Source organism: Oscillospiraceae bacterium (genome assembly GCA_035353335.1).
In the GTDB taxonomy this organism is placed as follows: Bacteria; Bacillota; Clostridia; order Oscillospirales; family JAKOTC01; genus DAOPZJ01.
Map to the genome: position 1 here is coordinate 17,365 of DAOPZJ010000012.1, position 25,619 is coordinate 42,983.

Sequence of the window (25,619 nt, forward strand, 5' to 3'; positions counted from 1 at the left end):
TGTTTTCCATCATAACATATATAGGATGGAAAATCAAGGAATTATTTATATTATGATGCCGTCGGGTTCGGAATCATACGATAAGCGTTGCCGGTATTGATCAGTTGGTATTTTACCGAGCCGTCCAGCCATGCGGAAAGCTGCTCTTTATTGAGCATTACAGGCATCCGATCATGGATATCGGTGATGTTATCATCTGCGGGCTTGGTCAGAATCACAAACTCTTTACCTTCATTTGTGACGCGGTAGAGCCCTGCCATAAAGATGCCGCCGCCCTGTTCGTTGGTGAATGAGAACTTGATTTTGGTCTTGTCGGGCAGGGTCTTCCACTCGTAATACCCGTGCGCCGGAATGACGCAGCGGTAGTGGTTGACAAACGGCGCAAAAAAGCGTGAGGAAGCCGCGTTTTCGCTCTTGGCATTGATGATGACGCCCTTGCCGTCCCACTTTGCAAACCCCCATTTGACCATCTGAACGGCGGGTTCGCCGTTTTGCATCAAAATAATCGGCACGACGTCGGTGGGGAAGACGTCATCGTCCTTTTTCGGGGTGATTTCAATTTCGCTCTGTGACAGCCGAACCGAGATCGCACGCAAAATCTCACGGATCTCCATAATCTCCTCTTCGGTGTTCGGGATGTATCTTCCGCACATAATGCCCCTCCTATAAGATATTTAAACCGATGTCCTCATCGGTGGTCATAGCCGATTTGTTGAGTTCAAAATTCCCGAGCCGTTCTTTTAACTCCGCAATCACGGCCTTGATGTCGGGCGGCACGTTCTCTTCTTCCGAGAGCAGCGAGAGCTGCCCGAAACGGTTATCCTGAAGGTCGTTCAGGTGGATGCCGATGCTGCGGACGGGGTTGTCCTTGATATAATTCTTTTCAAACAGCAACTTTGCGTTTAAAAAGATCGACGTCTCATCAGCGGTGTGGCGGTCCAGCGTGGTCTGCCGGATTATTGCCGTAAAATCGCCGTATTTCAAGTTGATCCCGATGCACCTTGCTTCCAGCGAGTGCTTGATCAGCCGCGAGTTGACCGCCCGCGCCAAAATGTAGAGCATCAGCAGCAAATCGTCCTCCGAGGAAGTATCTTTCGGCAGTGTAATCGTGTTTCCGAAGCTCTTGAACGGCATATCGGCGGGTACTTTCGGGTCAAACGAACTGTCGTCGCCGTTGGCAAATTGCCACAGCGCGATGCCGGATTTTCCGAACCGCCGCTTGAGCAGAGCAGGGTCGCTCTGCGCCAAATCACCGATCGTGAGAATGTTCAGGTTTTTCAACTTTTTACGCGTGGCGGGGCCGACGAACAGCAAATCGAATGCGGGGATATTCCAAATCACGGTCTTCAAATCGTCTTTGCGCAGCACGGTGACCGCGTCGGGCTTTTTTAAATCGGAGGCGAGTTTCGAAAAGATGTAGTTATAGCTGACGCCGACCGAGGTTGTGAGTTTAAGTTCGTTTTTAATCTGCTCTTTGATCTCAAAGGCGGTCTCGGCTGCTTTTTCGTATGAAGTAACATAGTCTTTCAATACAATCCACGCCTCGTCGAGCCCGTAAGGAATCACGTCAACCCCGTATTCGGCATAAAGCGCCCTCGCGAGTTTGGCGTAATGCACATATTTATTATAATCGGCATTAACCAGCGTCAGCCCGGGGGCTTTCTGTTTTGCGCTGTAAACGCTCTCTCCGGTCATGATGCCGCATTTTCCCGCCGCGTCGTTTTTAGCTAAAATGATACCGTGCCGGGTTGCGGGGTCGCCGCAGACCGCCATCGGGATGTCGGCATACTCGGGATGATCGATGGTCTCGACGGCGGCAAAATAATGGTTCATGTCGCTGTGCAAAATGAATTTCCCCATTTTTGTGTGCCGCCTTCAATCATGATGATATCTTGATTATGCCATAAAAATTGTACCATAAACCGGACTGTATCGCAAGCCGGCAGCTGATCTAGTACGGTGAGGGCTCGGTCTGTTTATTCATCATGGCGGGAAACGCATAGGCAGACGGTTTTCACCGTCCGCTTATGCGCTCTATAGATATCTCTGATAAGATCAATTCAGTTAAATGGAAGAATGAAAGGAATATTTCAAAATGGCAGATTCCTTTCTGAAAGCCGCATAATATTTTCAAGACAAATAAGAATATGGTAAAATGATGATATCAAAAAGATTACAGAATTTTACAGGGTTTCAATTGGCGATGTCTCAGCGAACGGATCATGTTTTGCTGCGTTTCTGCTCCAGACCACGATAGCAAGTATCACCAAAAGTCCGGTGAAAACATAGAGAGCGCCTTCAACTAACCAGACGTTGAGTTTATATCTCATCAATACCATAGCGATAAAATCGAGCGTTGCATGCAGAATGACCGCCAACGGATAAAACCAAAACTTCTTTTCTTTCGCTTTTTTTACCGCAAAGAAGACCAGCACCGAGAACGAAAGGTGCGCCGCAACCGCCGCAAAACGTTCGACGACGCCCACAAAAAACATCGAGGGTGGGGTTGTCGCAAGCGACTGAAGCGATGAATTCAAAGTTGATAGTGTAGCTTGATCGGTGATTCCAGCGGACAGCGTGTTATAATACCCCGAATTTAACATCAGCGAGATCACAACGTTGCTCACCATGCCGATATAGAGCAGATAAAACACCTCGAAACCGCCGTGTCCCGCTCCATACATCAGCGCGTTTCGATCGTTGCCCATCTTTTTGCGCAGCACCGTCTTATATGCGACGAAGCGCCCCGTCTCTTCAAAGATTCCCGCCATCAATCCGGCGACCGCCGCATAAATCCAGAGATTGCTCTTGATTTTAGCTCCGAGAGAGGAGTTGAATATAAGCAGGTTCGCTCCGCCCTCGAGCAGCAGCGCGAACACGATGAAAACCGCGCATCCAATGAAAAACGGCATGACGTCCGCTTTGTGCTTTTTACGCAGCGCCAGGAACATCACGAGCGGAATTGCGAGGCCGAACAACGAGACAATACCCATGCAGATTACGGAGGAAACCGGAACGGTATAATCCATAAAAATTCACTCCTCGCTTTTTTATTTTTGGTTGGGGTCAGATGTCCAGTTTTCAAGAAGAGATTTGTTTGAAAAGATATGACGTTCTCCGTTTGACTTATGTAAATAGACCCTCTCATCGGGATAAAAGCAGGTGTCTTCCGGTTCTTTTGTACCGATATCGAGGATCACTAAGACGTCGCTGCCGGAGTTATAAAATTGGTGAGCTAGGTTTTTTCCGCCGGGTTTTGAAATGAAATCTCCTTTTTTAATCGGGTATTCCTGCCCGTCGAATCGCAGCGTACCGCTGCCGTCCATAATCAAAAAGAACTCCTCCTGCTGCGAGTGGCTGTGGTATTTGGTGCTGTAAGCGCCCGCCGGAACCCGGTCAATGTTCACATAGAACTTTTGGCTTCCGACAGCAGCGCCGAGCGACTGCGTGATCAGTCCGACTTCATCGCGCCAAATAAAATCTTCTTTCAACTGATCGATATTTCCTATAATCATGTTCTTATTTCCTCCGTTTTTTAGAATTTCATTGGGCTTTTGTCAGAAAAAGCGAGTAGGGGATAAGCTTTCCGTCAATGGGTTTATTGCCGGAAAACACGGTTTGCATCGAAATGCTTTGAAACTCGCATAACCGCAAGGTGTTCTTCACATCATCTTCCGAAAAACCGTTGTGTCCGCCAAAGTCCGGATCGTTTTTATGAAAAGAACCGTCTTCTTTACATAAATCTATCCACATGAAAATTCCACCCGGTGTAAGCAATGTCTTTAAGAAAGCAATTTGCACTTGAATATCTATGATATGATGTAATACCATCGAGCTGAAAATGGCATCATAAGATCGTACGCTTAACTCTTCCGCCGTCAGAAATTGAACATTATCCGTGTGATTCAGTGCCTTTTTATCTTCGAAAACATTACGCATGCCCTCGGATGTATCATATCCGTAAATCATATCCGCATAAGGACAGAGCGCATAAGACAGCAGGCCGGTTCCGCAGCCGAAATCGAGGACGGCTTTTGGTCTTTTAGCCCAATTTTCCCGGATTGCTTTCGCCAGAGTGTTTGCCCGTTCAATTCGTAATGGGCTGTCAAAAGCCTTAGCCGCCTTGTCAAAATCCATGTTTATCTCCTTTACTCATAGAGTTCTATTGGCAGTGTATAAAACGACCTGCCAAAAAAGGGCGTCTGTAAACAGAATAAAAAAATAAAGTAAACAATTGAATTACTAAACTAAAATCTATAAAAGAGGCCCAAACGCCGAAAACATTCTTCGCTGTTGATTATTGATAATGAATATTAAATTGATAAAATGCGGTGAGGAATTTTCCGAATAATTGCTTTTCACCGATGCAGATGAATCCGTTTCGCTCATATAGGGCACGCAGCTTTTCGATGTGTGCCATACAATCCAACCGGAGCATGGTAAAACCTCTCTCCTTGCACATAGCTTTGGCATGATCCAACATCATATTAGAAAGGCCTTTTCCCGCGGCGAAACGTTTGACCGCCAGCCGGTGTACAAACAGGGACTTGCCCTTCGGAATATCGGGCCAGAAAAACGGATCGTAATCCACCACGGCCATACAGGCGGCGGGTTCACCGTCGAGCAAAGCGATTTGAAAATCGGAGGGCGTATACTCTTCCGAAAGCCCCGCCCAGGTGATATGTTCTTCGCTCCAAAGATGTTTTCCGGCGTTGTCCAGCCAATGGGCGGCATCTCCGAGAATATTTTCGATGACGGGGATGTCTTTTTCGGAAGCGGTGATGATTTTAATCATTTGATAACCATCCTGTAATTTAGAAAACGGAATAAACGGCTCGGGCTTTTCGGGATGTTCACCGAGCATCTTCTCCATCCAGATCAAATCATACCATCTGCCGAATTTATAACCGCATTTTGTGAAATGAGCAACTTGTTTGTAACCCATGGATTTATGGAAGAAAACACTCGTATGATCGAGATGTTCATCCTCGGCTTCGATATACCCGATACCGGCATTCAGGTTGATCACATGCTGGCGCTTTAGGGTGTCTTCCAATGCTTTGTAGAGCATTTTCCCGATTCCTTTGCCGCGGCAATCCTGTTTAATATAAATTGAAGTTTCAACCGACCGGCTGTAAGCCGCCCGCGCTTTAAATAATGACGCATACGCATATCCCACAATCCTACCTGATTCAACAGCGACCAGGAAGGGATATGCTTTCAGCGTGTTTTGAATCCGCTTGGTGAATTCCTCAAGCGAGGGAACTTCATATTCAAACGTAATTGCGGTGTTTTGCACATAAGGCGCGTAAATTTGCAAGAGTTCTTTTGCGTCTGCAGGAGTTGCTAATTTGATAGTGATTTCGTAATTCATTTTATTAATCGGCTTTCATAGAATTTGTTCGTATTAAGATTAGTTTTATACTGCGTCAAAAACCACCATGACATGACCATCAAGGCAGTCGACGGTCACCTCGGCTCGTCCGTCCTTATATTCAAAAGGGATTTCTTTTCCGGACGGCGCAAGGATTGCATGAGCGGGTGATTTCGATAACCGGACCGACAATCGTAGATTCACGAGCGGGAAAGGGTTATCGATGATATCCATGGTCTCGGTTTTACGCAAGGGGTAATAGCTGATCAAGTGCACCACCGTTTTACCGTCTTTCTCCACCACAGTCGTCTCAAGATGGGTCGGACCGTTATCTCTGACAAGCGGTTCGGGCATGATCCGATTGATACAGTTTTTCAAGATCAGGCGGTGGGGGAAACTCGCATTCTTGCCATAATCCGTGAAAATCGGAAACGCGAATGTGACGATTTGCCCTTTTTGAACAACCGCTGAATATCCTGACGGTTTATCGTAAGGCGTCTGGCCATGAGAGCAGAAATGCTCGTAGGTCCGCTCGAAATAGGGGTCAATCGCCTCGTATAAAGTTTGTGCGTCGTCTGAGGCTTTCATTCTGAAAGCGCGCTCATAGACCACATGAACCATATCCGGCAAGGTCTTTGCCATTGTCTCATCGGGTTTCAAATAGGAGACGGAGTAGGGCGAATCCCCGTGGGCGGAGATGCCGAGTTCCTGCATTACGGGCTGTCCTTTTTCACAGAGCGCTGCGCTTCCCGAAAATAACAACGCGCCGCCATTTTTAGCAAATTCGCGAAGTTTATCTCTGAGGAAAGCGTCTGCTTTGACCATTTCGGAGACGATCACAAGCCGGTAGTTTTGGAAATCCGCTTCGGGCGGCAAGAGATCGTATTGGCAGCGCAGTTCCTGCATCAGACGCGTAATACCGATTCCGGCGGGTCCGGGGCTGTCGCCGAGTTCGGGGTCGATCAGCACCGCAACTTCGCTCTTGAGTTTCCCGCCGCGATACCAAGGCTCACAGTCCTTCACATACCCGTAGATCTTGCCAAGCATTTCGTATACCGGTTTGTCCAATGTGCCGCGCGGGTGCAGCTGATCGCCCATTCCCAAACCGATGCCCTGGCTCATCATCAGGCAGCACTCATATCTCATAGCGGCGTCCGGTTTCAGTCCGCCGAAGTCCCCCCAGGCCTTATTGAAGCGAGAGGAGTGGCTGATGGTCGGCAGACCGAACGGACGGACATAACGGACGACATACGGAAACATCGAATAACCCGCGCCGCCTGTCGGGAGGCACTCGATTAAGATATGATTGATATATTTTTTCTCGATGTTCAAGTTCATCTTGGGGCGGCTGTTGAACCAGACCATCGGTTCAGGATGTCCCCGGTGGGCATCGTCGACCATCTTCCGGTAACGCTCCATATAGCCGCACGCGACTTCGCGGGCATATTTATTTCGGTCATTCTCATTCTGCGGATCGTAACCGCGCTTTTTCATCCCGTCGCAGGCGTATTTGGAGATGCTGGGTTGATCCCAGCACATGTCAAAGATGATTCCGTCCGCCGGGGCAAATTTCTTTAAAACTTCATCCAGCTGATCGGCAAGGTAATCCTGATAGGGGCTTGACATGTCCATGATCCGCCAGCCCGCTTCGAACGGCGCGGCCCACTTCACTTGTTTGTCGTCCGAGTCGACGGCAACCCAATCGGGATGATTTTCGGCTGCATATTCGTCGCACTGGACACTAAGATAAATGGGTGCCAAAATTCTTTGTTTATGCAGCGCTTCAACCTGTTCCGAAAGCAAATCCAATCCCGCAGGCAGTCCCGGATGGCGCTCGGGGCGTATTGTATTATAATAGAGCATGCCGTGGTGGCATTTAGCGAAGACACAAACACTGTCGGCGTTTGCCTTTGCAAAAATGGCCGCGAATTCGTCGGCTTTAAAATCGCACGCCACGTCGCGAATATGCGGGCTTGTGTGAAAATCTATATGTACGGTGCGTACAGGGAAACGCGATTCACTCTCAGTCATCATAACTCCCCTTATCTTCTGCTCAGTTCCTCATAAACTTCGTTATAATAAAGCGCGTTTTCGACCGGAGTGTTGGCGGGGATGTGGTTGCCCACAGCCATAAAGAAGCCCGGGCATTTTTTACCGATGTCCATGCAGCGCTTGACCTCGGCCCGAATCTCCTCTTTGGTGCCGAGCAATAAAATGCGGGTATCTGCGTTGCCGATAAAAACATGGGTCTTGCCGTATTTTTCGGCAATGTACTTCATATCTGTGGTCGGCTCCATTACAAACCCGTGGACACCGCAGCCCGCGATGTCGTCGATGAATTCGGTGTAACTACCATCGGAGGTATACATGATCTTTTTGCCGCTCTCAATCAAAGGCGCGAACATCTTTTTATAATTCGGAAACAGGAATTTCCGATACCAGTCGGGGTGTAAAAACGCGCCCTCGGTCCAGACAATGTCGTCGTGAATCATCACAACCGGTGCATCGGACTCGGCCAGGGCATCGAAGAATTGTTTGATCCATATGCAATAACGGTTCGCGAATTCGCCGAATTTTTTTGGATCAATGCCCGCCGCTGACAGAAGGGTATCCCAGCCGAGCATCGCAATCAGTCCGGACATGCAGGTGACATAGATACCGGTCATATTGACCAGATCGGTAAATTCGCCGTTCATTTTAGCGTATTGCTTATTGAATTTCCCAATCCACTCGCGCTTGTCGATCTCGCCGTAGAACTCCATCGGGTCAAAATCAAACACATCCTCGGGGTCGGAGAACAGGGAAATGAGCTTATTGTCATAATCGACCCCGCCTGCTGCATAGACGGCATGCCCCATCCGGGTTCGCCTGTCCCCGAAAATATCTTCTCCGATTAAAATATTCCAGAAAAAATCATAATTCCACGCCTTTATAAATGTTTGACTGGCTCGGTTTTTCACCTCGTCGGGGCTGTTCGGGCTGACTTCGATACCGGTCACGGCTTTGATCAGATCCCAGTGGCCGTGCGCAGAATATTCGGTACGCGGCACTCTGGCCGGCATCTCCAGATTGATTGCGGACATCCCATCGGCATATGACATATGTGTTACATCCTTTCAGAAGTTAAATTTTGTAGTCAATATAATATAAAAAATCGGAGAAGAGAACAACTTAATTTGAAAAGCTTTTGCATTCCCGGCACATCGCAAGCACATTTTCAACGGGCGCATCACGCGGGATATCATCGCCTGTGCCGAAAATATAACCGGTTTGATTGCGGAACAGTTCCAGACACCAGCGGGTTTCATTGCATACTTGCTCGACTGTGCCGTTCAAAAGCGTAAGCGTGTTAATGCCGCCTTTGAGGCAGACGCGGCCTCCGAGTCGCGCTTTTGCGTCTTCCAGTTTAACTCCGCCGAGCGGGTCGAGCGGTTCAATCGCGTCGACACCGGTTGCTGCCATCAGATCGAAAAGCGGTGCGGAATTGCCGCAGATATGTAAGTAGACCTTCATGCCGAGCGCGTGAAAAGCATCGGTCGCCTGCCGGTAGCGGGGCAGGCAAAACTCTTCGAAAAGCTGCGGGGAGATGACCGAGGCGCTGGCCCAGGCATCTCCCATATAGATGCCCTGAAATCCGATGCGGGCGAATGCCTTGCCCACCTCAATGCTCTGAAGCGTAAAGTGCTTCATGGCCTCATGCACCAACTCAGGTGAATCGAGCAGATCAAAAATCGCAGTTTCGGAACCGCGCAGCGCGACCAGCGGATTCATCGTCTGTCCCGCTGCATGTCCGGCTAAAAAAGCCCGTCTGTTAATCCGTTTTGCCAAATCTCGCGCGCCGTCCATATATCCTTTTTCAAGCAGTTCGTCGGCAGTCAAGTATTTGAGCGAGGGAATCTGTTCCAGCGGCACACGGGTCGGATTTATCCAAAGGTCTTGATCGTCTTCGTCAGGGAAGCGGCTGACAGGTTCTCCGGTATCTTTTTTGACAAGATGCAGCATCCCGTCGATGTACTTTCCGGTAAGTTGCTCATAAAAGACCGGGAATTCATTATAAGCGGCAACCTCAAAACCGTCAAATCCGTATAGTTCCCATGCGGCGTATAACGTATCATAATTCAACGGGGGATTGAGGATGACCTGAGACACCTTGTGCCCGCTTACACGAGAGGCGTGCATAAACGTGATGACCGGAAAGACAGGCGGCCTGTCAACGGGTTTGCATTCCATTGCAGCGGTGACGCGCTCGACGGCGTTCATTTCCTGCATCTTTTTCTCTTTCTGCCGAAACGGCAAATAAAATACGAATAAAGGCGTTAAGGATATTATAGCGAAAAGCAATTCGGAATACAACATTAGAAATTGCTTCTTCAAACCGAAAATCATATTGCCTTTTTTACTCAATCGTTTATAATCAAAGAAGCGCATATCCGAAAATAGTATGATGAAAGCGGCGAAATTCTTGAAGAAAAAGCTTATTCTTAGTGCGGCTGTCATTCTTGTTATCTCTATTTTTACAGACATCATCTGTGGGTTGTTATTGGGTTCAATTCCATTTTGGCTGCCATACATAAAAATCGCATTATTGATTGCTTGCTTGATTTTCTTTAAGCTTTCGAATGAACTCTCCGGCCTTTGGAGAATCTCGGCGATCGGCACCGTTTATACGGTCATGGATTTGATCGTCAAATGGGTCTCCGGCTCGGCTTTTTGGAAATCGGCATTTTCCTCAGACAGCTTTATCGACACAGTCGGGAACAGCATGCTGCTCAAGTTTATCACCGTTATCCCGATTGCCGCGTCATTTTTCTTTCTGTTTAAATCATCCGAGGAATTTTATCTCTGCCGCGGTGACCTTCGAACAAAAGCGCATAAAATCGTCTGGCTGGGGATTCCGGAGGGAATAATCGGCTGGGGCAAACTGGCTGTGATCTCAGGTGTTTTGATCACACTCGGCACCGGATTGCTCGGAATGGCGACCGCGCTCGGGTTTCAATTTAAAAATGCCGAACAATTGTTGCGCTATATTCCGGTAATTTTATTATTCGCAATGTGCAACTCGTTCAGCGAGGGACTGATTTATCGCTGCGGAATACTCGGCGCGCTGAAAGAAATCGTGCCGCAAGGGTATGCCGTGCTGATGTCAGCGGTGTTTTTCGGCATCGCTCATTATTACGGAGTCCCGGGCGGTCCCCTCGGTGCTGTGATGAGCGGATTGCTCGGTTGGTATATGGCGAGGAGCATGGCCGAGACCAAGGGCATGGTGTCTGCGTGGATCATTCACTTTATGCAGGATACCGTCATCTTCTCGATGATGGTGATGATGAAATAATCATTTTGGGAGATTTTCATGAACGGAATCGGCGAAAGAAAAGCGCGTTGGAACGAATTTCTCTATGGCAACGGGAATGTTCGTCAAATCCTGATGGTCAATACCCCTTGGCTCGAAGAAGAAAGACCCAGTATATGGCCTGAGTTAAAGCAGGAGCGTATTGATTGGATCTTGCGTAAATATGAAATGTTGATGAAAAGAGCGCAATGGCTGGACGACGACACCGTCCCGTTTTTGGATATGCTGACCGGCACCGATATTTTCCCGGAGGCGTTCGGCTGCGCTGTTTACAGACCGGACTTTGCCATGCCTTCTGCACGTCCCCTGGTTCATACCGCATCCGAAGCGGCCAAGCTTAAAGTACCGATGTTGTGGGATTCGTCGTTGGCATACCTTTTCGAAATGGCGGATAAGATTCAGGAGAGAACGGGGAAAGACGCCGTTTTCAAAGTGCCCGACAATCAGAGCCCGATGGATATCGCAACTCTGATCTGGGATAAAAATGAGTTTTACATCGCCATCCTCGAGGAACCCGAAGCCGTGAAGGAACTGGCATATAAGGTTTATTTGCTGCAGACCGAGTTTTTCGACGAGTGGTTTCGCCGTTATGGGAAGAACCATATTGCCCATTATCCGAATTACTATATGGATCACGGCATCACCTTAGCGGACGACGAGGTCGGTATCGTCAGTTCGGAGATTTTCAAAGAATTTTATCTTCCGGAGCTTTGCGCGCTCTCCGACCGGTACAGCGGGCTCGGCATGCACTGCTGCGCGGATTCCCGGCACCAGTGGGAAAACTTCAAACTGATCCCCAATCTGCGTTTGTTGAATCTGGCAAGACCAAACGATATATTAGTTGAAGCATACAAATTCTTTGCCGATTTTACCGCGCAGTATCACTGCTGGTGCGGAGACGGCCCGGCATGGACCTGGCCGAGCCAGCGTCCCGAGAATGCCCGAATCGTCTGCGATGCGACTGCAGAAAACAAAGAAGAAGCCCTTGAAATCAGTGAGCGCTTTCGGGAGATGTGGGAAATAAAAACATTCAAAGGTGATTAAATGAATAAGTTTGACAAAAAACTAAGAAGGGACGGATTGATATGAGCGATACCAAACAAACGCACTCATTTTTGTTGAAACTGATGTACACAGTGACCATTCTGATTGCGGGTGGTCTCGGAATCGGAATACTGGCCGTATCCGGCACAACGCAGTGGATTTTCGGTGTCGATTGTCCTCGAGTGGTTTCCGGTCTCGTCGCCAGTGTCTTTTTGTCGTTTGCATTGATATCGGTTTTGGGCTTGAGAGACCCGGTAAAGTATATACCGATCCTGTTTATGCAGCTGCTGTATAAGACCGTCTGGCTATGCGTTGTCGCCCTTCCTCTTTTAATTGCCCGGGAAATAACATCAGATATGATACCGGTAATCGCAATTTTTTTGGCGGTTATTATCGGTGATTTGTTCGCCATACCGTTTAAAGTGTTTTTCGGAAAGAAGTCCACATAAGAATTATTATACATTCCATCACTTGTGTATATATTGGTTCGAGTCCCTTTCGGGCGGAGAGAGGAGTTTTAAAAAACATCCGGGTTTATCCCGGTTGCAAGCATCCCGCAACTGCCCGATTTGGGAATGTGGAATTAGGAATTAGGATTTTCGGAAATCTGATATGTGATTATGTTTCATTAAAAAACGAAAATATGTGAACTTGAATATTTTTTCATTGACCCACCTCCTTTACGCCAATTAACCAAATTATAACATATTGCCAAAAAAAGAGCAATGTTCGTATCTCATTTAGACAATAAAAGAAGCACCCGGAGGTGCTTCTTTTATTTGGCGGAGAGAGAGAGATTCGAACTCTCGTCAGGGTATTGGCCTGAACACGATTTCCAGTCGTGCGCCTTAGACCAGCTCAGCCATCTCTCCGCATCGCTGTGTCCAATTCGAAATCACGATTCAAGTGTTCCGGGTTGGGGCGCTCGAACATACTATCACAAAATCACCGGTCTGTCAAGAATATATCAGACAAATTTCTCCCCGTTTTTCATCCGCACTTCAATGCGTGTAATGCTGACATCCGCTTCGGTCGCACACTGTTCGCAAAATGCATCTGTCAGAAGGGTGGGGTTGATGTTTTCGGCCACTCCGGTCGGTAATATTGCCTCGAATTCGCATTTTTCACTGTCACCTGTGATTTTGCCGATTTTCACGAGTAACTTCAGGTCGATCTCTTTTGTCCCCGATTTTGTCTTTTTGATTACGATCACCTTGTCCGCATTCCAAAACTGTTTGAACTTTACTTTTACGCCGGGGTAGGTGAACACGATCCGATAAGTCGCCTCGGTGATGATCTTCGGGTCATTCACAGGTGGCGCGCAGCTTATCATATGCAGTTCGGGCGGCAAAAATCGATTCAGTTTTTCCACAACTTTTTCGCAGTCGATCTCGCTCTCGGTCTGGATGTCCATGCTCTCGCAGTCGCTTTCAATCCCGAGCGAAAGCGGCAGTGCGAAAGTCAACAAGGGGCGCGGATTAAAGCCCTGCGAATAGGTCATCGGCAGCTCTGCACTGCGCAGAGCGCGCATCATCGTGCGGTTGACGTCCAGGTGTGAGATAAAGCGCAAAACGCCCTTTTTTACAAACCACAGGCGATATTTCATTTGCTGCCTTCTTTCCCGCAGAATCCATAAACCGCCGCTCCGCAGCCGACGCACTTCGTGCGGCAGTTCGGCGTGGTAACGCCCTCGAGTGCCCGGTGGTATTCGCGCAGATAATGCGCCTTGGTTACGCCGACGTCCAAGTGTTCCCACGGCAGAATCTCATCTTCGCCAATGGTACGCGCGGCGAAAAAGTCCATATCGACGCCGCAAGTCTTGAACGCGTCAAGCCATACATCATATTTGAACCACTCGTTCCAACCGTCCAGTCGACAGCCGTTTCGAAAAGCCGTCTCGATGACAGTCGAAAGCGTCCGGTTGCCGCGCGCGAAGACCGCTTCAAGGCGGCTGGTCTCCATATCGTGATAATTATAGGTGATCTTGCGGGTCTTGATCGAGGAAGCGAGCAGCTTCTGCTTCCTCACAATCTCTTCCTCGCTATCCTGCCCGACCCACTGGAACGGGGTGAACGGTTTCGGGATAAAAGTCGACACGCCGATGGAGATATTCAACAGATGCCCCTTCGGGTTCTCGGCGTTTTGGTAATAGAGATCCACCGCTTTCTGTGCCATTTGGGCGATTGCGATGATATCCTCGTCGGATTCGGTCGGCAGCCCGATCATAAAATAGAGCTTCAGGGAGGTATATCCGCCGTTGAAGACAACTTTACAGGTGCGCTCGAACTCCTCTTCGGTGACCTGTTTGTTGATGACATCTCTCAGGCGCTGGCTTCCGGCTTCCGGGGCAAATGTCAGGCCGCTTTTCCGCACCGCAGAGACCTTATCCAATACCTCGGAAGAAAAATTATCTACTCGCAGCGACGGAAGTGAGAGGTTGACTTTTTGTTGATCGGTTTTCGCCGTGAGCTCGTCGAGCAGCGGAACGATTTCGGTATAGTCGCTGGTTGAAAGCGATGAGAGCGCCATCTCCTCATAGCCCGAGACGGTACATTCGTCGATCAGAATATCTCGCACGGTGTCGGCTTTGCGCTCGCGCACCGGACGGTAGATGTAACCCGCCTGACAGAACCGGCAGCCGCGGATGCACCCGCGAAACAGCTCTGTTGCGGCTCTCGATTGGACGACTTCGATATAAGGTACCGGCCCGGGCGGCGGTGCATACATCTTGTCAAGATCTTTGACAATGCGCTTTTTCACTTTCGCGGGCGCGTCGTTTTTGGGCGTGACCGATTGAATCGTGCCGTCATCATTATAAACAACATCGTAAAAAGAGGGGACATAGATGCCCGTGATTTTAACGGCTTCTTTTAGCAGCTTGTCTTTGTCCCAACTATCTGCCTTGGCCTTTTTACAAACAGCCATCAACTCCGGCAAGACTTCCTCACCTTCGCCGAGCACGGCCAGATCCACAAAATCCGCAATCGGCTCCATGTTGCAAACGCAGGGACCGCCTGTGATTACCAGCGGAAATGCGGTTTTGCGGTCCTTGGCGCGAAGCGGCAGCTTCGCGAGATCGAGAATATTCAGAATATTGGTATAGGATAACTCATATTGCAACGTAAAACCGATCACGTCAAATTCGGACAGCGGGTCGCCGCTTTCGAGTCCGTAGAGCGGGATATCATGGTCGCGCAGTACTTTTTCCATATCCGGCCATGGGGCATATGCCCGTTCGCACCAGATTTCGGAGTCGTTATTGAGCAGGCCGTACAGGATTTTCTGGCCTAAGTAAGACATTCCGATATCGTAGATATCGGGAAAACAGAAGCAAAAGCGGAGTTTGACGTCCGCTTTGTCCTTCATCTCACAGCCTGTCTCATGTCCGATATACCGCCCCGGTTTCGAGACATTCATCAAATATTTCTCTGTTTCAGAATACAAAAATAACCTCTCCAATCACACAATCGTGACAATGCCCGTATATTATACCTCATAAGTGCGCAGTCTTCAAGCGCAACGAACCGTTGAAGATTTAGTGTTTAGGACGCTTGGTTTCGGTTCGTTTTGGATTGTCGGTTATTTGAACCGACAATCCCAGAATCTTGGAACACCGATTTTGATTTGTTGAAACCGTAATGAGCGCTTGAAACCGTCCGGATTTCCTCGATTGCAAAACCAAAGCGGGTATGTTATAATGTCTGAGACGACAAATAATGGGTCGTTTTCGATCAGTGTTTAGTTTATATTCGGAGGAAAATATGGCCGAAAAAGAGACGGGAACGGGTATGATTCAGAAAATCAGTAGCCTGGCCGAAAAACTCAGAGCGAAAAGAGCAGAGCAGAGGCCGGACAATAAAGAGAGAAGCGCCGGATGGGCGAAGTTTTGGAAGTTCTGCGCCGGCTTTATGATGATGCTGATCATCGCGGGCTGTGTATTCGGCGCCGTGATGACCGTCTATGTGATCAAATACGTTGATCCGACCGCGACCATCGATATCTCCGGATTGAAATACACGACATTAATGCTTGCTCAGGATCCGACAACCGGCGAATATGTCGAGACCGCAAAAGTCTACAGCGACGAAAACCGCATCTGGGTTGACATCGGCGATGTGCCGGAGCATGTTCAAAAAGCCGTTGTGGCTTCGGAGGACAAGCGGTTTTACGACCACCACGGCGTCGACTGGGTCAGAACCTTCGGAGCGGCAGCTAACCTGGTTTTCAATTTTTGGGGCAACAAGCAGGGCGGTTCCACAATGACCCAGCAGCTGATTAAAAATATCACGGGCGATGACGAGGTCACGATCGAGCGGAAAGTCCAGGAGATTATGCGCGCGCTTAACCTTGAAAAGACGGTCTCAAAGGACATCATCCTCGAGGCCTATATGAACACCATGTTTTTGGGCTACAGCTGCAACGGCATCCAGTCGGCGGCTAAATTCTATTTCGGAAAAGATGTCTCGCAGCTGACCGTAGCAGAGGCGGCGAGCATTGTTGTCATCACGCGTTACCCAACCGCAAATAATCCGCTTCTGCATCCCGAGAAAAACAAGCAGGCCTACATGTATGTGCTCAGAGTCATGTATCAGCAGGGCTGGCTCACCAGGCCGGAATATCAGGAAGCCATTAATCAAAAATTGGTGTTCGTCGGCGATGCGGGAACCGTCAGGACCACCGACGTCTATTCCTGGTACGAGGATCAAGTCTATGAAGATGTTTTAAAAGATTTGCAATCCGAACTCGGCTATACTGCGACAACGGCTAAATATTTATTGCAAAACGGCGGTCTTCGCATTTATATGGCGGTCGACCAGAATATCCAGAAAGCCATGGAAGACCAATATTACAACGAGGCCAATTTTATCAAAGAGAATCGTGACGAACAGCCGCAGTCGGCGATGGCAATCATGGACTACAACGGCAGGGTTCTCGGTATCGTGGGCGGAAAGGGCGAAAAAACCGCCAATCTGCTTTGGAACCGGGCGACCGATTCCACGCGTTCATCGGGTTCCGCGATTAAACCGCTTGCTGTTTACGGACCTGCAATCGAACTAAATTTAATCTATTGGTCGCAAAAACTGCTCGATGGACCGATTCAACTGCAGGATGATTACGGAGTATCTTACGATTGGCCGAATAATTATTACAGCGGATATAAGGGGCTTGTAACCCTCGATTATGCGATTCAGCGTTCGACCAATACCGTTGCAGCCCGTGTGCTTCAAATGGTCACACCGGAGGTCAGCTTTAATTTCGTATATAATAAACTACACATGACCACCCTTGTAAAATCCAAAAGGATCAACGGCAAAACTTTCTCCGACATCGGGCTTGCACCTCTGAGCATGGGCTCGCTGACAAACGGCGTCACGGTGTTGGAGATGGCGGCCGCTTATCAGATTTACGGCGGCGAGGGCGGTCTCTATACCGAACCGTACACGTATACCAAAGTTGAAGATGCCAGCGGCAACGTGATTTTAACCAAACATCCTACCGCGACCCGGGTGATGACCGAGGAGAGCGCCTTCATTATGAACCGGTTGATGCAGCGAGTGGTGGAAGGTGAAAACGGCACAGGCCGCAAAGCTTCGCAGCTCGGATATCCGGTAGCGGCTAAAACCGGTACCACCACCGATTACAACGACCGTTGGTTTGTCGGTCTCACGCCGTATTATGTCGGCGTCGTCTGGACCGGCTACGACACCAAGACCGAGATGGACGAGAGCTTGGCAAACCCGTCGCTTGATGCTTGGCTCAAGATCATGAAGGTGATTCATGAGGGTAAACCTGACTCCGACTTTTTTACTTCGGATCTGGTCGAGCGTCGGCTTTATTGCACAGTCAGCGGTCTGATGGCAGGCCCGAATTGCAAAAACACCGCCTATGGATGGTATAAAAAATCGCAATATATTGAGACCTGCGATATCTGCGGTCAATAAATTAACGGGAGTGGGCGATGAAAAAAAGAATTTCGTTTTTAATTGCGGCAATCCTATTGATCTCATATTGCGCCTGCGGATCCGAACCCGGACAATTACTCGGTTCCGATGATACGGCCGAAAATCAGACTGTAACAGCGGATGCCGATAATCTGATTTTAGCTTATCATTCATCCTATTCGTTGGATCCGTATGCGGAAATTACCGATTTGAACCGCGAAATCGCCAAGCTTTGTTATGAGCCGCTTTTTAATCTGGACAGCAATATGATGACCTATGCGGTTTTGGCAGCTTCAGTCCAAAAGGTTTCCGATCTTGAGTATAAAATCATATTAAATTCAAGCCGTACCTTTTGGGACGGTTCTGCGGTCACGGCAGCTGACGTTGTTTTTTCCTATACAAAAGCCGTCACAAGCTCAAATTATGCCTATCTTTCCGGAATTTTTACGAGCGTAGAGGCAAGCGGAAACGATGTAATTGTCAAGCTGGTAAAGGAAAATATCAATTTCCCAGCAGCTACGACTTTTCCCGTAATAAAAAAAGCCAATTATTCTGTTCCAACTTCGACAAAGATCGATTATATGGGCAGCGGTTTATATGCTCCGTCCTATAATAATGGAGCAGAGCTATCGCTGAACCCGTTTCATCCGAGAGCAGGGACCGCAAAAGTAAAAAAGTTTTTATTAAAAGCCATTCCGGATTTTACAGCGATGAATGATTCGCTCGCGGCAAACATCATCAATGCCGGTTACAGCGAACTGGTCGGAGATACTCTCCCCATGATTTCGGGCAACGTCTATCAGATTCCGCAGAACCGGATGGTCTACATCGGTTTTACCGCTGCGGGCGTATGCGCCGATCCGAACTTGCGGACGGCGATTTCGCTCGCTATTGACCGAACCCGCGTCAATGCCTTTTTCGGCGGTTATTCCGAAGTTGCGGACACGCCGTTTAATCCTAATTTTTCAAAGATCACAACAAGCTGCACCAACTTGATGCAAAACACCACGGCGGCAATTTCGAGATTCCAAGCGTCTGAATTCACGGGAACTTTACGGCTCGTTGTAAACAGCGACAATGCGGCGAAAGTGAATTTAGCAAATGAATTGCAGCGTGAGCTTTCGGCAATCGGCATTTCGGTCAACCTCCTCTCATTGGATTTCGGCGCCTATCAGAATGCCGTACTTTATGGCGGATGTGATATATACATTGGAGAAATCAAACTCTCTGCGGATTATAACTTTAACGAACTGATCGATTCACTCACCCCGCAGCAGGGAATTTTATGTTCGCAATATCTCTGCGACACTCGCAACGCTTATCTTAGGACCGGCGACAGCACCCGTTTCCTCGCTGCTTTTGAGTCGGAACTACCGTTTATTCCTCTCGTTTATCGCGACGGCGCTGCCGCATTTTCGTCTAATCTTGTCGTGACGCAGTCAGACACCTTTGAAAATGCTTTTTATAATTTGGCATATACGCAGGAGATAACGACGGTGAGTCAGGATGCTAAATAGTTTTTATTGCCCGAAAGCAAAAGAGACCGGCGTCCAATTCATCAAGGGTGTTGGCCCTGCAAGGGCTGCGCTGCTTTTAAAACTGGGACTCAAAACCGCAGCCGATTTGATCGATTTTTACCCGCGCGCCCATATGGACTTCTCCGCCGGTTCAACTTTTGAGAACGCGACAAAAGGAGAGGTCTGTTCGGTCAACGCCACCGTGACAGGAAAAGCGGTGCGGGTGCCGACAATAAATAGAAACATCACGCTGTATAACGTGCGGGTTGTTGACGCCGACGGGGCGGTCGGACGCATGGTTTTTTTCAACAGTCAATATGCCGCCGAAGGGCTCAAAGACGGCAAGGAATATTGCTTTACAGGGAAGATTGACAAAACAAGCGGCAGGGTAGAGATGATTTCTCCAAAGTATGTCTCACTGGAAGGAAACCGCGGGCTGTTGGTACCGATTTATGCGCAGACAAAGGGCTTAAACAGCGCTGCCATCGCAAAAATCATCGCTGCCGTGCTCGAAATTTTCCTGCCTTTAATAGAAGAACCTTTTCCCGATGAAATCCGAAAAGAATATGGGCTTTGTTCGCTGAACTACGCACTTCGTAATATCCATTTCCCCTCTGACTGTCAAGCATATGAGCTTGCCAAGCAGCGATTGATCTTCGGTGAACTGCTGACTTTCAACTTGATCATGGAGGCCATGAAAGCAGGCGCGCGGGAGGGGCAGGCCGTTATTATTCCGCGTTGCGATATGAAGCTGTTCGTCGCCGCGCTGCCCTTTAAACTGACCGATTGCCAAAAGAACGCCATCAAACAGGCATTTGAGGATATGGCTGGCGAAAAGCCGATGAACCGTTTATTGCAAGGTGACGTCGGTTCGGGGAAGACCGCTGTCTGTGCGGCATTGCTTTACAGAACGGCAAAAGCCGGTTATCAGTCGGCGCTGATGGCGCCCACGGAACTGCTTGCGAATCAACACTACAAAAATTTGAACGGTCTTCTTTCCGGGCTCGGTGTTCGCTGTGAATTGCTGACGGGCGCAACCAAACAAGCCGAGCGCAAACGAATTTCAGAATCGCTTGCCTCGGGTGAAATCGATATTTTAATCGGAACCCACACGCTGTTTTCCGACAATGTGATTTATCAAAATCTAGCTTTGGTGGTTGCGGATGAACAACACCGGTTCGGCGTCCGTCAGCGGTCGAAATTGGCGGCAAAAGGCATCTCTCCGCACTTTTTTGTCATGTCGGCAACCCCGATTCCGCGCACACTGGCGCTGATGCTCTACGGCGATCTCGACCTTTCGGTGCTTGATACACTTCCCAACGGCCGGCGGGAGATTAAGACCTATATCTACAAAGAAAAAAGCCGTGCACACCTGTTCGAGTTTATCAAAAAGGAACTGGACAAGGGGCGGCAGGCCTATATCGTCTGCCCGGCCATCGACGACAATGAATCGGGAAAGCAGGCGGCAGCGGTCTATTACGAAAAAGCGATTCAGCCCGCGTTCAAGCAATATAAAACCGCGCTCTTGCACGGACGGCTGGCAGCCGCCGAGAAAAACGCGGTCATGTCCGATTTTATCGCAGGGAATACACAGTTGCTTGTTTCAACTACGGTCATCGAGGTCGGCATTGACGTGCCGAATGCCACGATCATGACCATCGAGGATGCCGATTCGTTCGGGCTTGCCCAACTTCACCAACTGCGCGGCAGAGTGGGCAGGGGTTCACACGAGTCGTATTGTATTTTAGTGGCACATGCCTGTTCCGACACGGCGTATGAACGGTTGAACATCATGAAAGACAGTTCAAACGGTTTCGAAATTGCCGAAAAAGACTTAAAATTGCGCGGCCCGGGCGATTTTCTCGGTGAGCGCCAAAGCGGTCTTCCGATTTTACGTTTAGCAGGGAGTTTATCCGATTTTTCCGCTGTAGCCGCCGCCAAAAATGCCGCAATAAAACTCGCAGTCAACCCTCCACCGATTTTGGAAAAAATGATCGCCGAGATTCGCAATGAGATTGCCGGAGGCGGGTTGAATTAGAAAACAGGGCGTTCCTCAAGATATAGGAATTATAAATTCACCCAATATCTTTCAAGATATTCGCTTTCACGTTCATCATACACGGTGCTTTCATAGATTCCGCCGTTTGCTATTTTGGTTCTCTTGCTGCCCTCGTTTTCTTGAAGGCATGTAATCAAAACTTTGTCGAGTCCGTATTCTTTGCAAGCTTTCAGACAATCGGAAAGCATTTGCTTTGCATATCCTTTACTTCTCTCATTCTGCCGAACCGAATAACCGATATGCCCGCCGTATTTTTCAAGAAAATCATAAAATAATGACGGAATTGAATCATACCTACTATTTTATGATCGGTTTCACGCACATAGATGAATTGCTCGGCAGTTACTAACTCATTTTGAACGGTGTCTGGATTCTCTGATTTTCGATTAAATTCCAACCATTCCTCGATGTTTTCCATATGTCTGAGCGGACCTGTTCCGTCCATTGAACTATTTGCTTCCAACATTTCCTGACGAAACGAAATAATATCGTCTTGATAAGAAATATCGGGTTTTATAAGTTTACACTTCTCCATAAAAACACCTGTTAAAGTATTAATTTTCATTATTAATGAAGAAACGGCGGGCGACCAATAGGATCGCACCTACAGCTTTATGAACGCCTATTTAAAATAGTCCACTCCTGCGCGGAACAAATCAATCGACGAGCCGCCGACATTGCGCAGCAGGTTTTTGCCGCAGCGCTCGTCATGACCCATTTTCCCGAAAACTCTGCCGTCGGGCGAGGTGATGCCTTCGACCGCAGCCATCGAGCCATTGGGATTGTGGGGCATTTGCATGGTCGGATTGCCGTTTTCGTCGACATAGACCGTGGCGATCTGCCCGTTTTGCGCCAATTGCTCAATCAGCGCGGGATCAGCGACAAACCGGCCCTCTCCGTGCGAGACCGGAATCGTGTAGACCTCGCCCGGATTTGCGTATTTCATCCACGGCGACTTGGCCGAGATGACTTTTAAGCGCACCGGAATCGACTGGTGCCGGCCGATGGCGTTAAAGGTCAAAGTCGGGCTGTCAGCGGTCATCGCGCGGATATCGCCAAACGGCACGAGTCCGAGTTTAATCAGCGCCTGAAATCCGTTGCAGATACCGAGCGCGAGTCCGTCCCGTTTGTAAAGCAGGCCGTTGATTGCCGAGGAAATATCGGGGTTATTAAAAAAAGCGGTGATAAATTTTCCGCTGCCGTCGGGTTCGTCACCGCCCGAGAAGCCGCCGGGGATCATCAGAATCTGCGACTGTTCAAGTTGCCTGACCATGTTTTCCACACTCTCAGCGACATCGGAAGCGCTGCGGTTTTTGACCACAAAGATATCGGCTTTCGCACCGGCCTCTTCAAACCGGCGGGCGACATCGTATTCGCAGTTGGTGCCGGGGAAGACAGAAATGAGTACATTCGGGCGGGCGGTTTTGATTGAAGGCGCAATGTTGGAACGCTCGGCATAAAGGGTATATTTTCGAATCTCGGTCGGTGCGCTGACTTTGGTGCGGTAAACCGCTTCGAGCGGTTTTTCCCAGGCAGAGCGCAATTTACCGATTTCAATATTTCCATCCGGAGTTTGGATAACTCCGTTGGTGGTCGTGGTGCCGATCAGCAACTCGTTGAGCTCGCTTTCGGCCTCGACCAAAAAGCCGCCGGGCAGAGGGTCAAAGAAGAATTTTTGCTCGGGTACGCAGGCGAGTTTGACACCGATGTCGTTTCCGAAACACATCTTGCAAAGCGCTTCCGCAGCGGAGCAGTCGGTCAGTGAATAAGCGGAGAGAATCTTTTTCTCCCCGATCAGTTTTTCGACTTTGGTAAAGGTCGCGGGTATGGATTCGGTCAGGTCGCTTCCTGTTTTCGGAGCGATCAAATAGACCGGATGATTTGAATCTTTGAATTCACAGCTGATTACCCGGTCGGCGGTCGTCTCCGATACCGCGAACGAGATCAATGTCGGGGGAACGTCGATATTCTCAAAGCTGCCGGACATCGAATCCTTGCCGCCGATGGCGGCGAACCCGAGCGAGACCTGCGCCTTCAAAGCGCCGAGCAGCGCGCAGAAAGGCAATGCCCAACGCTCCGGATCTTTGCGCGGCGACGGGAAAAATTCCTGTAAAGAGAGCCAGCAGTTCTCGGCATCCGTATTTAGCGGCGCACCTGCCGCGACGAGTTTTCCGACCGAAGACACTACCGAAGAAAACGCACCGAAAAACGGGTTTTGATCGCAGATATCGGCGTTAAAGCCGTAAGCCATTATCGAGCAGTCGTCGGTCTGTCCACCGAGCACCGGAAGCAGCGCGACCATCGCCTGTTGGGGTGTGGTGCGGGTCTTGCCGCCGAACGGCATAAAGACCGAACCTGCGCCGATGGAGCCGTCAAAGCGTTCGCAGAGGCCCTTTTGGGATGCGGCGTTCAAGCCGGAGACAGCGGCGTTGAACTGGTCGGGCAGTCCCCCTTTTTTGGAGGCAAATTCGGGTTTTTGCAGTTTTTTCACAAGGATAGAGGCGTGTTTGGACGCGCCGTTGGAGTTGAGGAAATCCCTCGAGAGCGAGGCCACGGCCTGTCCTTTTGAAATCATCGTCATGCGCTCGTCGTCCGTGACAACCGCAACAAGGGTTGCGTCGAGGTTTTCAGCGGCTGCGTATTCGATGAACTTGTCCATATCGTTTTTGGCGACCACGACCGCCATACGCTCCTGCGATTCCGAGATCGCTAGCTCGGTGGCGTCGAGGCCCTCATATTTTTTCGGGACCGCGTCGAGGTCGATTTTCAGCCCGTCGGCAAGTTCGCCGATGGCGACCGAGACGCCACCCGCGCCGAAGTCGTTGCACCGTTTGATCATCGCGGTAACTTTGGGATCGCGGAATAACCGCTGCAATTTGCGTTCCTCAGGCGGGTTGCCTTTTTGCACCTCCGCACCGCAGGTCTGCAGCGATTCGGTGTTATGCGCTTTCGATGAACCGGTCGCACCGCCGCAGCCGTCGCGTCCGGTCTTGCCGCCGAGCAGAATAACCACATCACCGGGCATCGGGGTCTCGCGGCGCACGTTTTTGGCGGGTGCAGCGGCGATAATCGCGCCGGTCTCAAGCCGTTTCGCCGCATAACCGGGGTGATAAATTTCGGAGACAATGCCGGTCGCAAGTCCGATCTGATTGCCGTAGGAGCTGAATCCGGCAGCGGCCTCAAGGCAGAGTTTACGCTGAGGCAACTTATTCGGCAGGGTCTTTTCAAACGGGGTATTCGGGTCAGCCGCGCCGGTCACGCGCATGGCTTGATGGCAGTAGGCGCGCCCCGAAAGCGGATCGCGGATGGCGCCGCCGAGGCAGGTCGCCGCGCCGCCGAACGGCTCGATTTCGGTCGGGTGGTTGTGGGTCTCGTTTTTAAACATCAACAGCCAAGCTTCGGGCTTGCCGTCGATTTTAGGTGTGATTTTCACGCAGCAGGCGTTGATCTCTTCGGAAGCATCCATGCGTATGAGCTTGCCGATCTTTTTCAGGTATTTCGCACCGATTGTGGCAATGTCCATCAAGGTGATCGGGCGGGTCTTGGCTTTTTCGCCGTAGACAACTTCGCGCATTTTTAAATATTGCTCGTATGTGGCTTTGACTTCTTCATCCTCGATTTTAATGTCGTTCAACACGGTTAAAAATGTGGTATGGCGGCAGTGGTCAGACCAATAGGTGTCGATCATCCGAATTTCGGTGATGGTCGGGTCGCGCTTTTCCTCGGTCGAAAAATAGGTTTGGCAGAACGTGATATCATCGTAATCCATTGCAAGCCCGAGCTTTTTGCGCAGTTCTTCCAGTTCCGATTTGTTTAGCTTGCAAAAACCTTCCAATGTCTCGGGCAGGGCGGGGGTTTCAAATTTTTCGTCGAGTGTTACAAATGGGTCGAGTGAGACCGCGCAGCTGTCCACCGGATTGATCAGATATTTTTTAATGGCCATCTTGTCTTCGTCGGAGAGAACACCCGAAAAAATATAAATTTTCGCGCATTTCACCTTGGGGCGTACGCCTTTGGTGATCAGCTGCACGCACTGCTCGCAGGAGTCGGCGCGCTGATCGAACTGCCCGGGCAGATAAGCGACCGCAAGCGCAAACTCGGTTTTCTCGAATGTGAGCGTCTCAAAAATCTCGTCAACCGCCGGCTCACCGAACACTTTGGTGCGCACGGTTTCGAGGAAGTTTTCTTCGATTCCTTCGATGTCGTAACGGTTGACGATGCGAACCGATTCGACGGTACGGATTCCGAGTTCGTTGGCGAAGTCGCCGCGCAGCCGTTCGCAGTCGGCGCGAAAGCCGGCTTTCTTTTCGGTGTAGCTTCTGAAGACAGGCAT

Annotated in this window: 19 protein-coding genes, 1 tRNA gene and 1 pseudogene; 6 read left to right on the top strand and 15 right to left on the bottom strand. The window is 49.6% G+C overall.

All coding sequences use genetic code 11. From position 1 onward, the window contains the following. Positions 1-50: 50 nt before the first annotated feature. The 10 genes and pseudogenes from PKH29_04020 to PKH29_04065 form a co-directional block, all read right to left on the bottom strand. Complete coding sequence (locus tag PKH29_04020) at positions 51-653, bottom strand: SOS response-associated peptidase family protein (protein ID HNX14001.1); 603 nt, start codon at positions 651-653, stop codon at positions 51-53. Positions 654-663: 10 nt separating this feature from the next. Further along, positions 664-1,860 carry a DNA polymerase IV gene (locus PKH29_04025; GenBank protein HNX14002.1) on the bottom strand — a complete coding sequence of 399 codons (1,197 nt, stop codon included), beginning with the start codon at positions 1,858-1,860 and terminating at the stop codon, positions 664-666. 323 nt (positions 1,861-2,183) lie between these two features. Further along, a complete protein-coding gene (locus tag PKH29_04030; GenBank protein ID HNX14003.1) occupies positions 2,184-3,029 on the bottom strand; it encodes a YhfC family glutamic-type intramembrane protease in 846 nt (281 codons plus the stop codon). A gap of 21 nt (positions 3,030-3,050) precedes the next feature. Next, positions 3,051-3,515, bottom strand: a complete 465-nt coding sequence (locus tag PKH29_04035; protein HNX14004.1) for a cupin domain-containing protein — start codon at positions 3,513-3,515, stop codon at positions 3,051-3,053. A gap of 28 nt (positions 3,516-3,543) precedes the next feature. Beyond that, the gene (locus tag PKH29_04040; protein ID HNX14005.1) at positions 3,544-4,137 is read right to left on the bottom strand and encodes a class I SAM-dependent methyltransferase; all 594 of its coding nucleotides are present in this window, start codon (positions 4,135-4,137) and stop codon (positions 3,544-3,546) included. Positions 4,138-4,297: 160 nt separating this feature from the next. Next, on the bottom strand, positions 4,298-4,795 hold the full coding sequence (locus tag PKH29_04045; protein ID HNX14006.1) for a GNAT family N-acetyltransferase: 498 nt from the start codon (positions 4,793-4,795) through the stop codon (positions 4,298-4,300). Between the two features lie 15 nt (positions 4,796-4,810). Further along, positions 4,811-5,374, bottom strand: a pseudogene (locus PKH29_04050) (N-acetyltransferase family protein). Positions 5,375-5,419: 45 nt separating this feature from the next. Beyond that, a complete protein-coding gene (locus PKH29_04055) occupies positions 5,420-7,408 on the bottom strand; it encodes an alpha-L-fucosidase (protein HNX14007.1) in 1,989 nt (662 codons plus the stop codon). Between the two features lie 8 nt (positions 7,409-7,416). After that, positions 7,417-8,475 (bottom strand): uroporphyrinogen decarboxylase family protein, encoded by a 1,059-nt coding sequence (locus PKH29_04060; protein ID HNX14008.1) that lies wholly within the window; start codon positions 8,473-8,475, stop codon positions 7,417-7,419. A 70-nt stretch (positions 8,476-8,545) separates the two neighbouring features. After that, positions 8,546-9,643, bottom strand: coding sequence for a uroporphyrinogen decarboxylase family protein (locus PKH29_04065; GenBank protein HNX14009.1), 1,098 nt, complete (start codon positions 9,641-9,643; stop codon positions 8,546-8,548). 193 nt (positions 9,644-9,836) lie between these two features. Here PKH29_04065 and PKH29_04070 point away from each other — a divergent pair, with 193 nt between their 5' ends. From PKH29_04070 to PKH29_04080, 3 genes are read left to right on the top strand one after another with little or no spacing between them, the layout of a single operon-like run. Then, positions 9,837-10,706 (top strand): CPBP family intramembrane metalloprotease, encoded by an 870-nt coding sequence (locus PKH29_04070; protein HNX14010.1) that lies wholly within the window; start codon positions 9,837-9,839, stop codon positions 10,704-10,706. Between the two features lie 18 nt (positions 10,707-10,724). Next, positions 10,725-11,768, top strand: a complete 1,044-nt coding sequence (locus tag PKH29_04075; protein HNX14011.1) for a uroporphyrinogen decarboxylase family protein — start codon at positions 10,725-10,727, stop codon at positions 11,766-11,768. 41 nt (positions 11,769-11,809) lie between these two features. After that, positions 11,810-12,217 carry a hypothetical protein gene (locus PKH29_04080; protein ID HNX14012.1) on the top strand — a complete coding sequence of 136 codons (408 nt, stop codon included), beginning with the start codon at positions 11,810-11,812 and terminating at the stop codon, positions 12,215-12,217. 331 nt (positions 12,218-12,548) lie between these two features. Here the strand turns inward: PKH29_04080 and PKH29_04085 are convergent. The 3 genes from PKH29_04085 to PKH29_04095 all read right to left on the bottom strand — a co-directional run bounded on the left by PKH29_04085 (position 12,549) and on the right by PKH29_04095 (position 15,185). After that, positions 12,549-12,640, bottom strand: a tRNA-Ser gene (locus PKH29_04085). Positions 12,641-12,735: 95 nt separating this feature from the next. Further along, a complete protein-coding gene (locus tag PKH29_04090; protein ID HNX14013.1) occupies positions 12,736-13,374 on the bottom strand; it encodes a TIGR03936 family radical SAM-associated protein in 639 nt (212 codons plus the stop codon). Further along, on the bottom strand, positions 13,371-15,185 hold the full coding sequence (locus PKH29_04095) for a TIGR03960 family B12-binding radical SAM protein (GenBank protein HNX14014.1): 1,815 nt from the start codon (positions 15,183-15,185) through the stop codon (positions 13,371-13,373). The genes PKH29_04090 and PKH29_04095 overlap by 4 nt, the downstream gene beginning before the upstream one ends. A 344-nt stretch (positions 15,186-15,529) precedes the next feature. Here PKH29_04095 and PKH29_04100 point away from each other — a divergent pair, with 344 nt between their 5' ends. The 3 genes from PKH29_04100 to recG are packed head-to-tail and all read left to right on the top strand — an operon-like array spanning position 15,530 to position 21,265. Beyond that, a complete protein-coding gene (locus PKH29_04100) occupies positions 15,530-17,710 on the top strand; it encodes a transglycosylase domain-containing protein (GenBank protein HNX14015.1) in 2,181 nt (726 codons plus the stop codon). A gap of 17 nt (positions 17,711-17,727) precedes the next feature. Beyond that, the gene (locus PKH29_04105; GenBank protein HNX14016.1) at positions 17,728-19,227 is read left to right on the top strand and encodes an ABC transporter substrate-binding protein; all 1,500 of its coding nucleotides are present in this window, start codon (positions 17,728-17,730) and stop codon (positions 19,225-19,227) included. Beyond that, complete coding sequence (gene recG, locus PKH29_04110; protein ID HNX14017.1) at positions 19,217-21,265, top strand: ATP-dependent DNA helicase RecG; 2,049 nt, start codon at positions 19,217-19,219, stop codon at positions 21,263-21,265. Before PKH29_04105 ends, recG begins: the two co-directional genes overlap by 11 nt. 190 nt (positions 21,266-21,455) lie before the next feature. Here the strand turns inward: recG and PKH29_04115 are convergent, their stop codons facing one another. Together PKH29_04115 and PKH29_04120 are read right to left on the bottom strand one after the other, a co-directional pair. Further along, positions 21,456-21,821 carry a hypothetical protein gene (locus PKH29_04115; GenBank protein ID HNX14018.1) on the bottom strand — a complete coding sequence of 122 codons (366 nt, stop codon included), beginning with the start codon at positions 21,819-21,821 and terminating at the stop codon, positions 21,456-21,458. 87 nt (positions 21,822-21,908) lie between these two features. After that, complete coding sequence (locus PKH29_04120) at positions 21,909-25,619, bottom strand: phosphoribosylformylglycinamidine synthase (protein ID HNX14019.1); 3,711 nt, start codon at positions 25,617-25,619, stop codon at positions 21,909-21,911.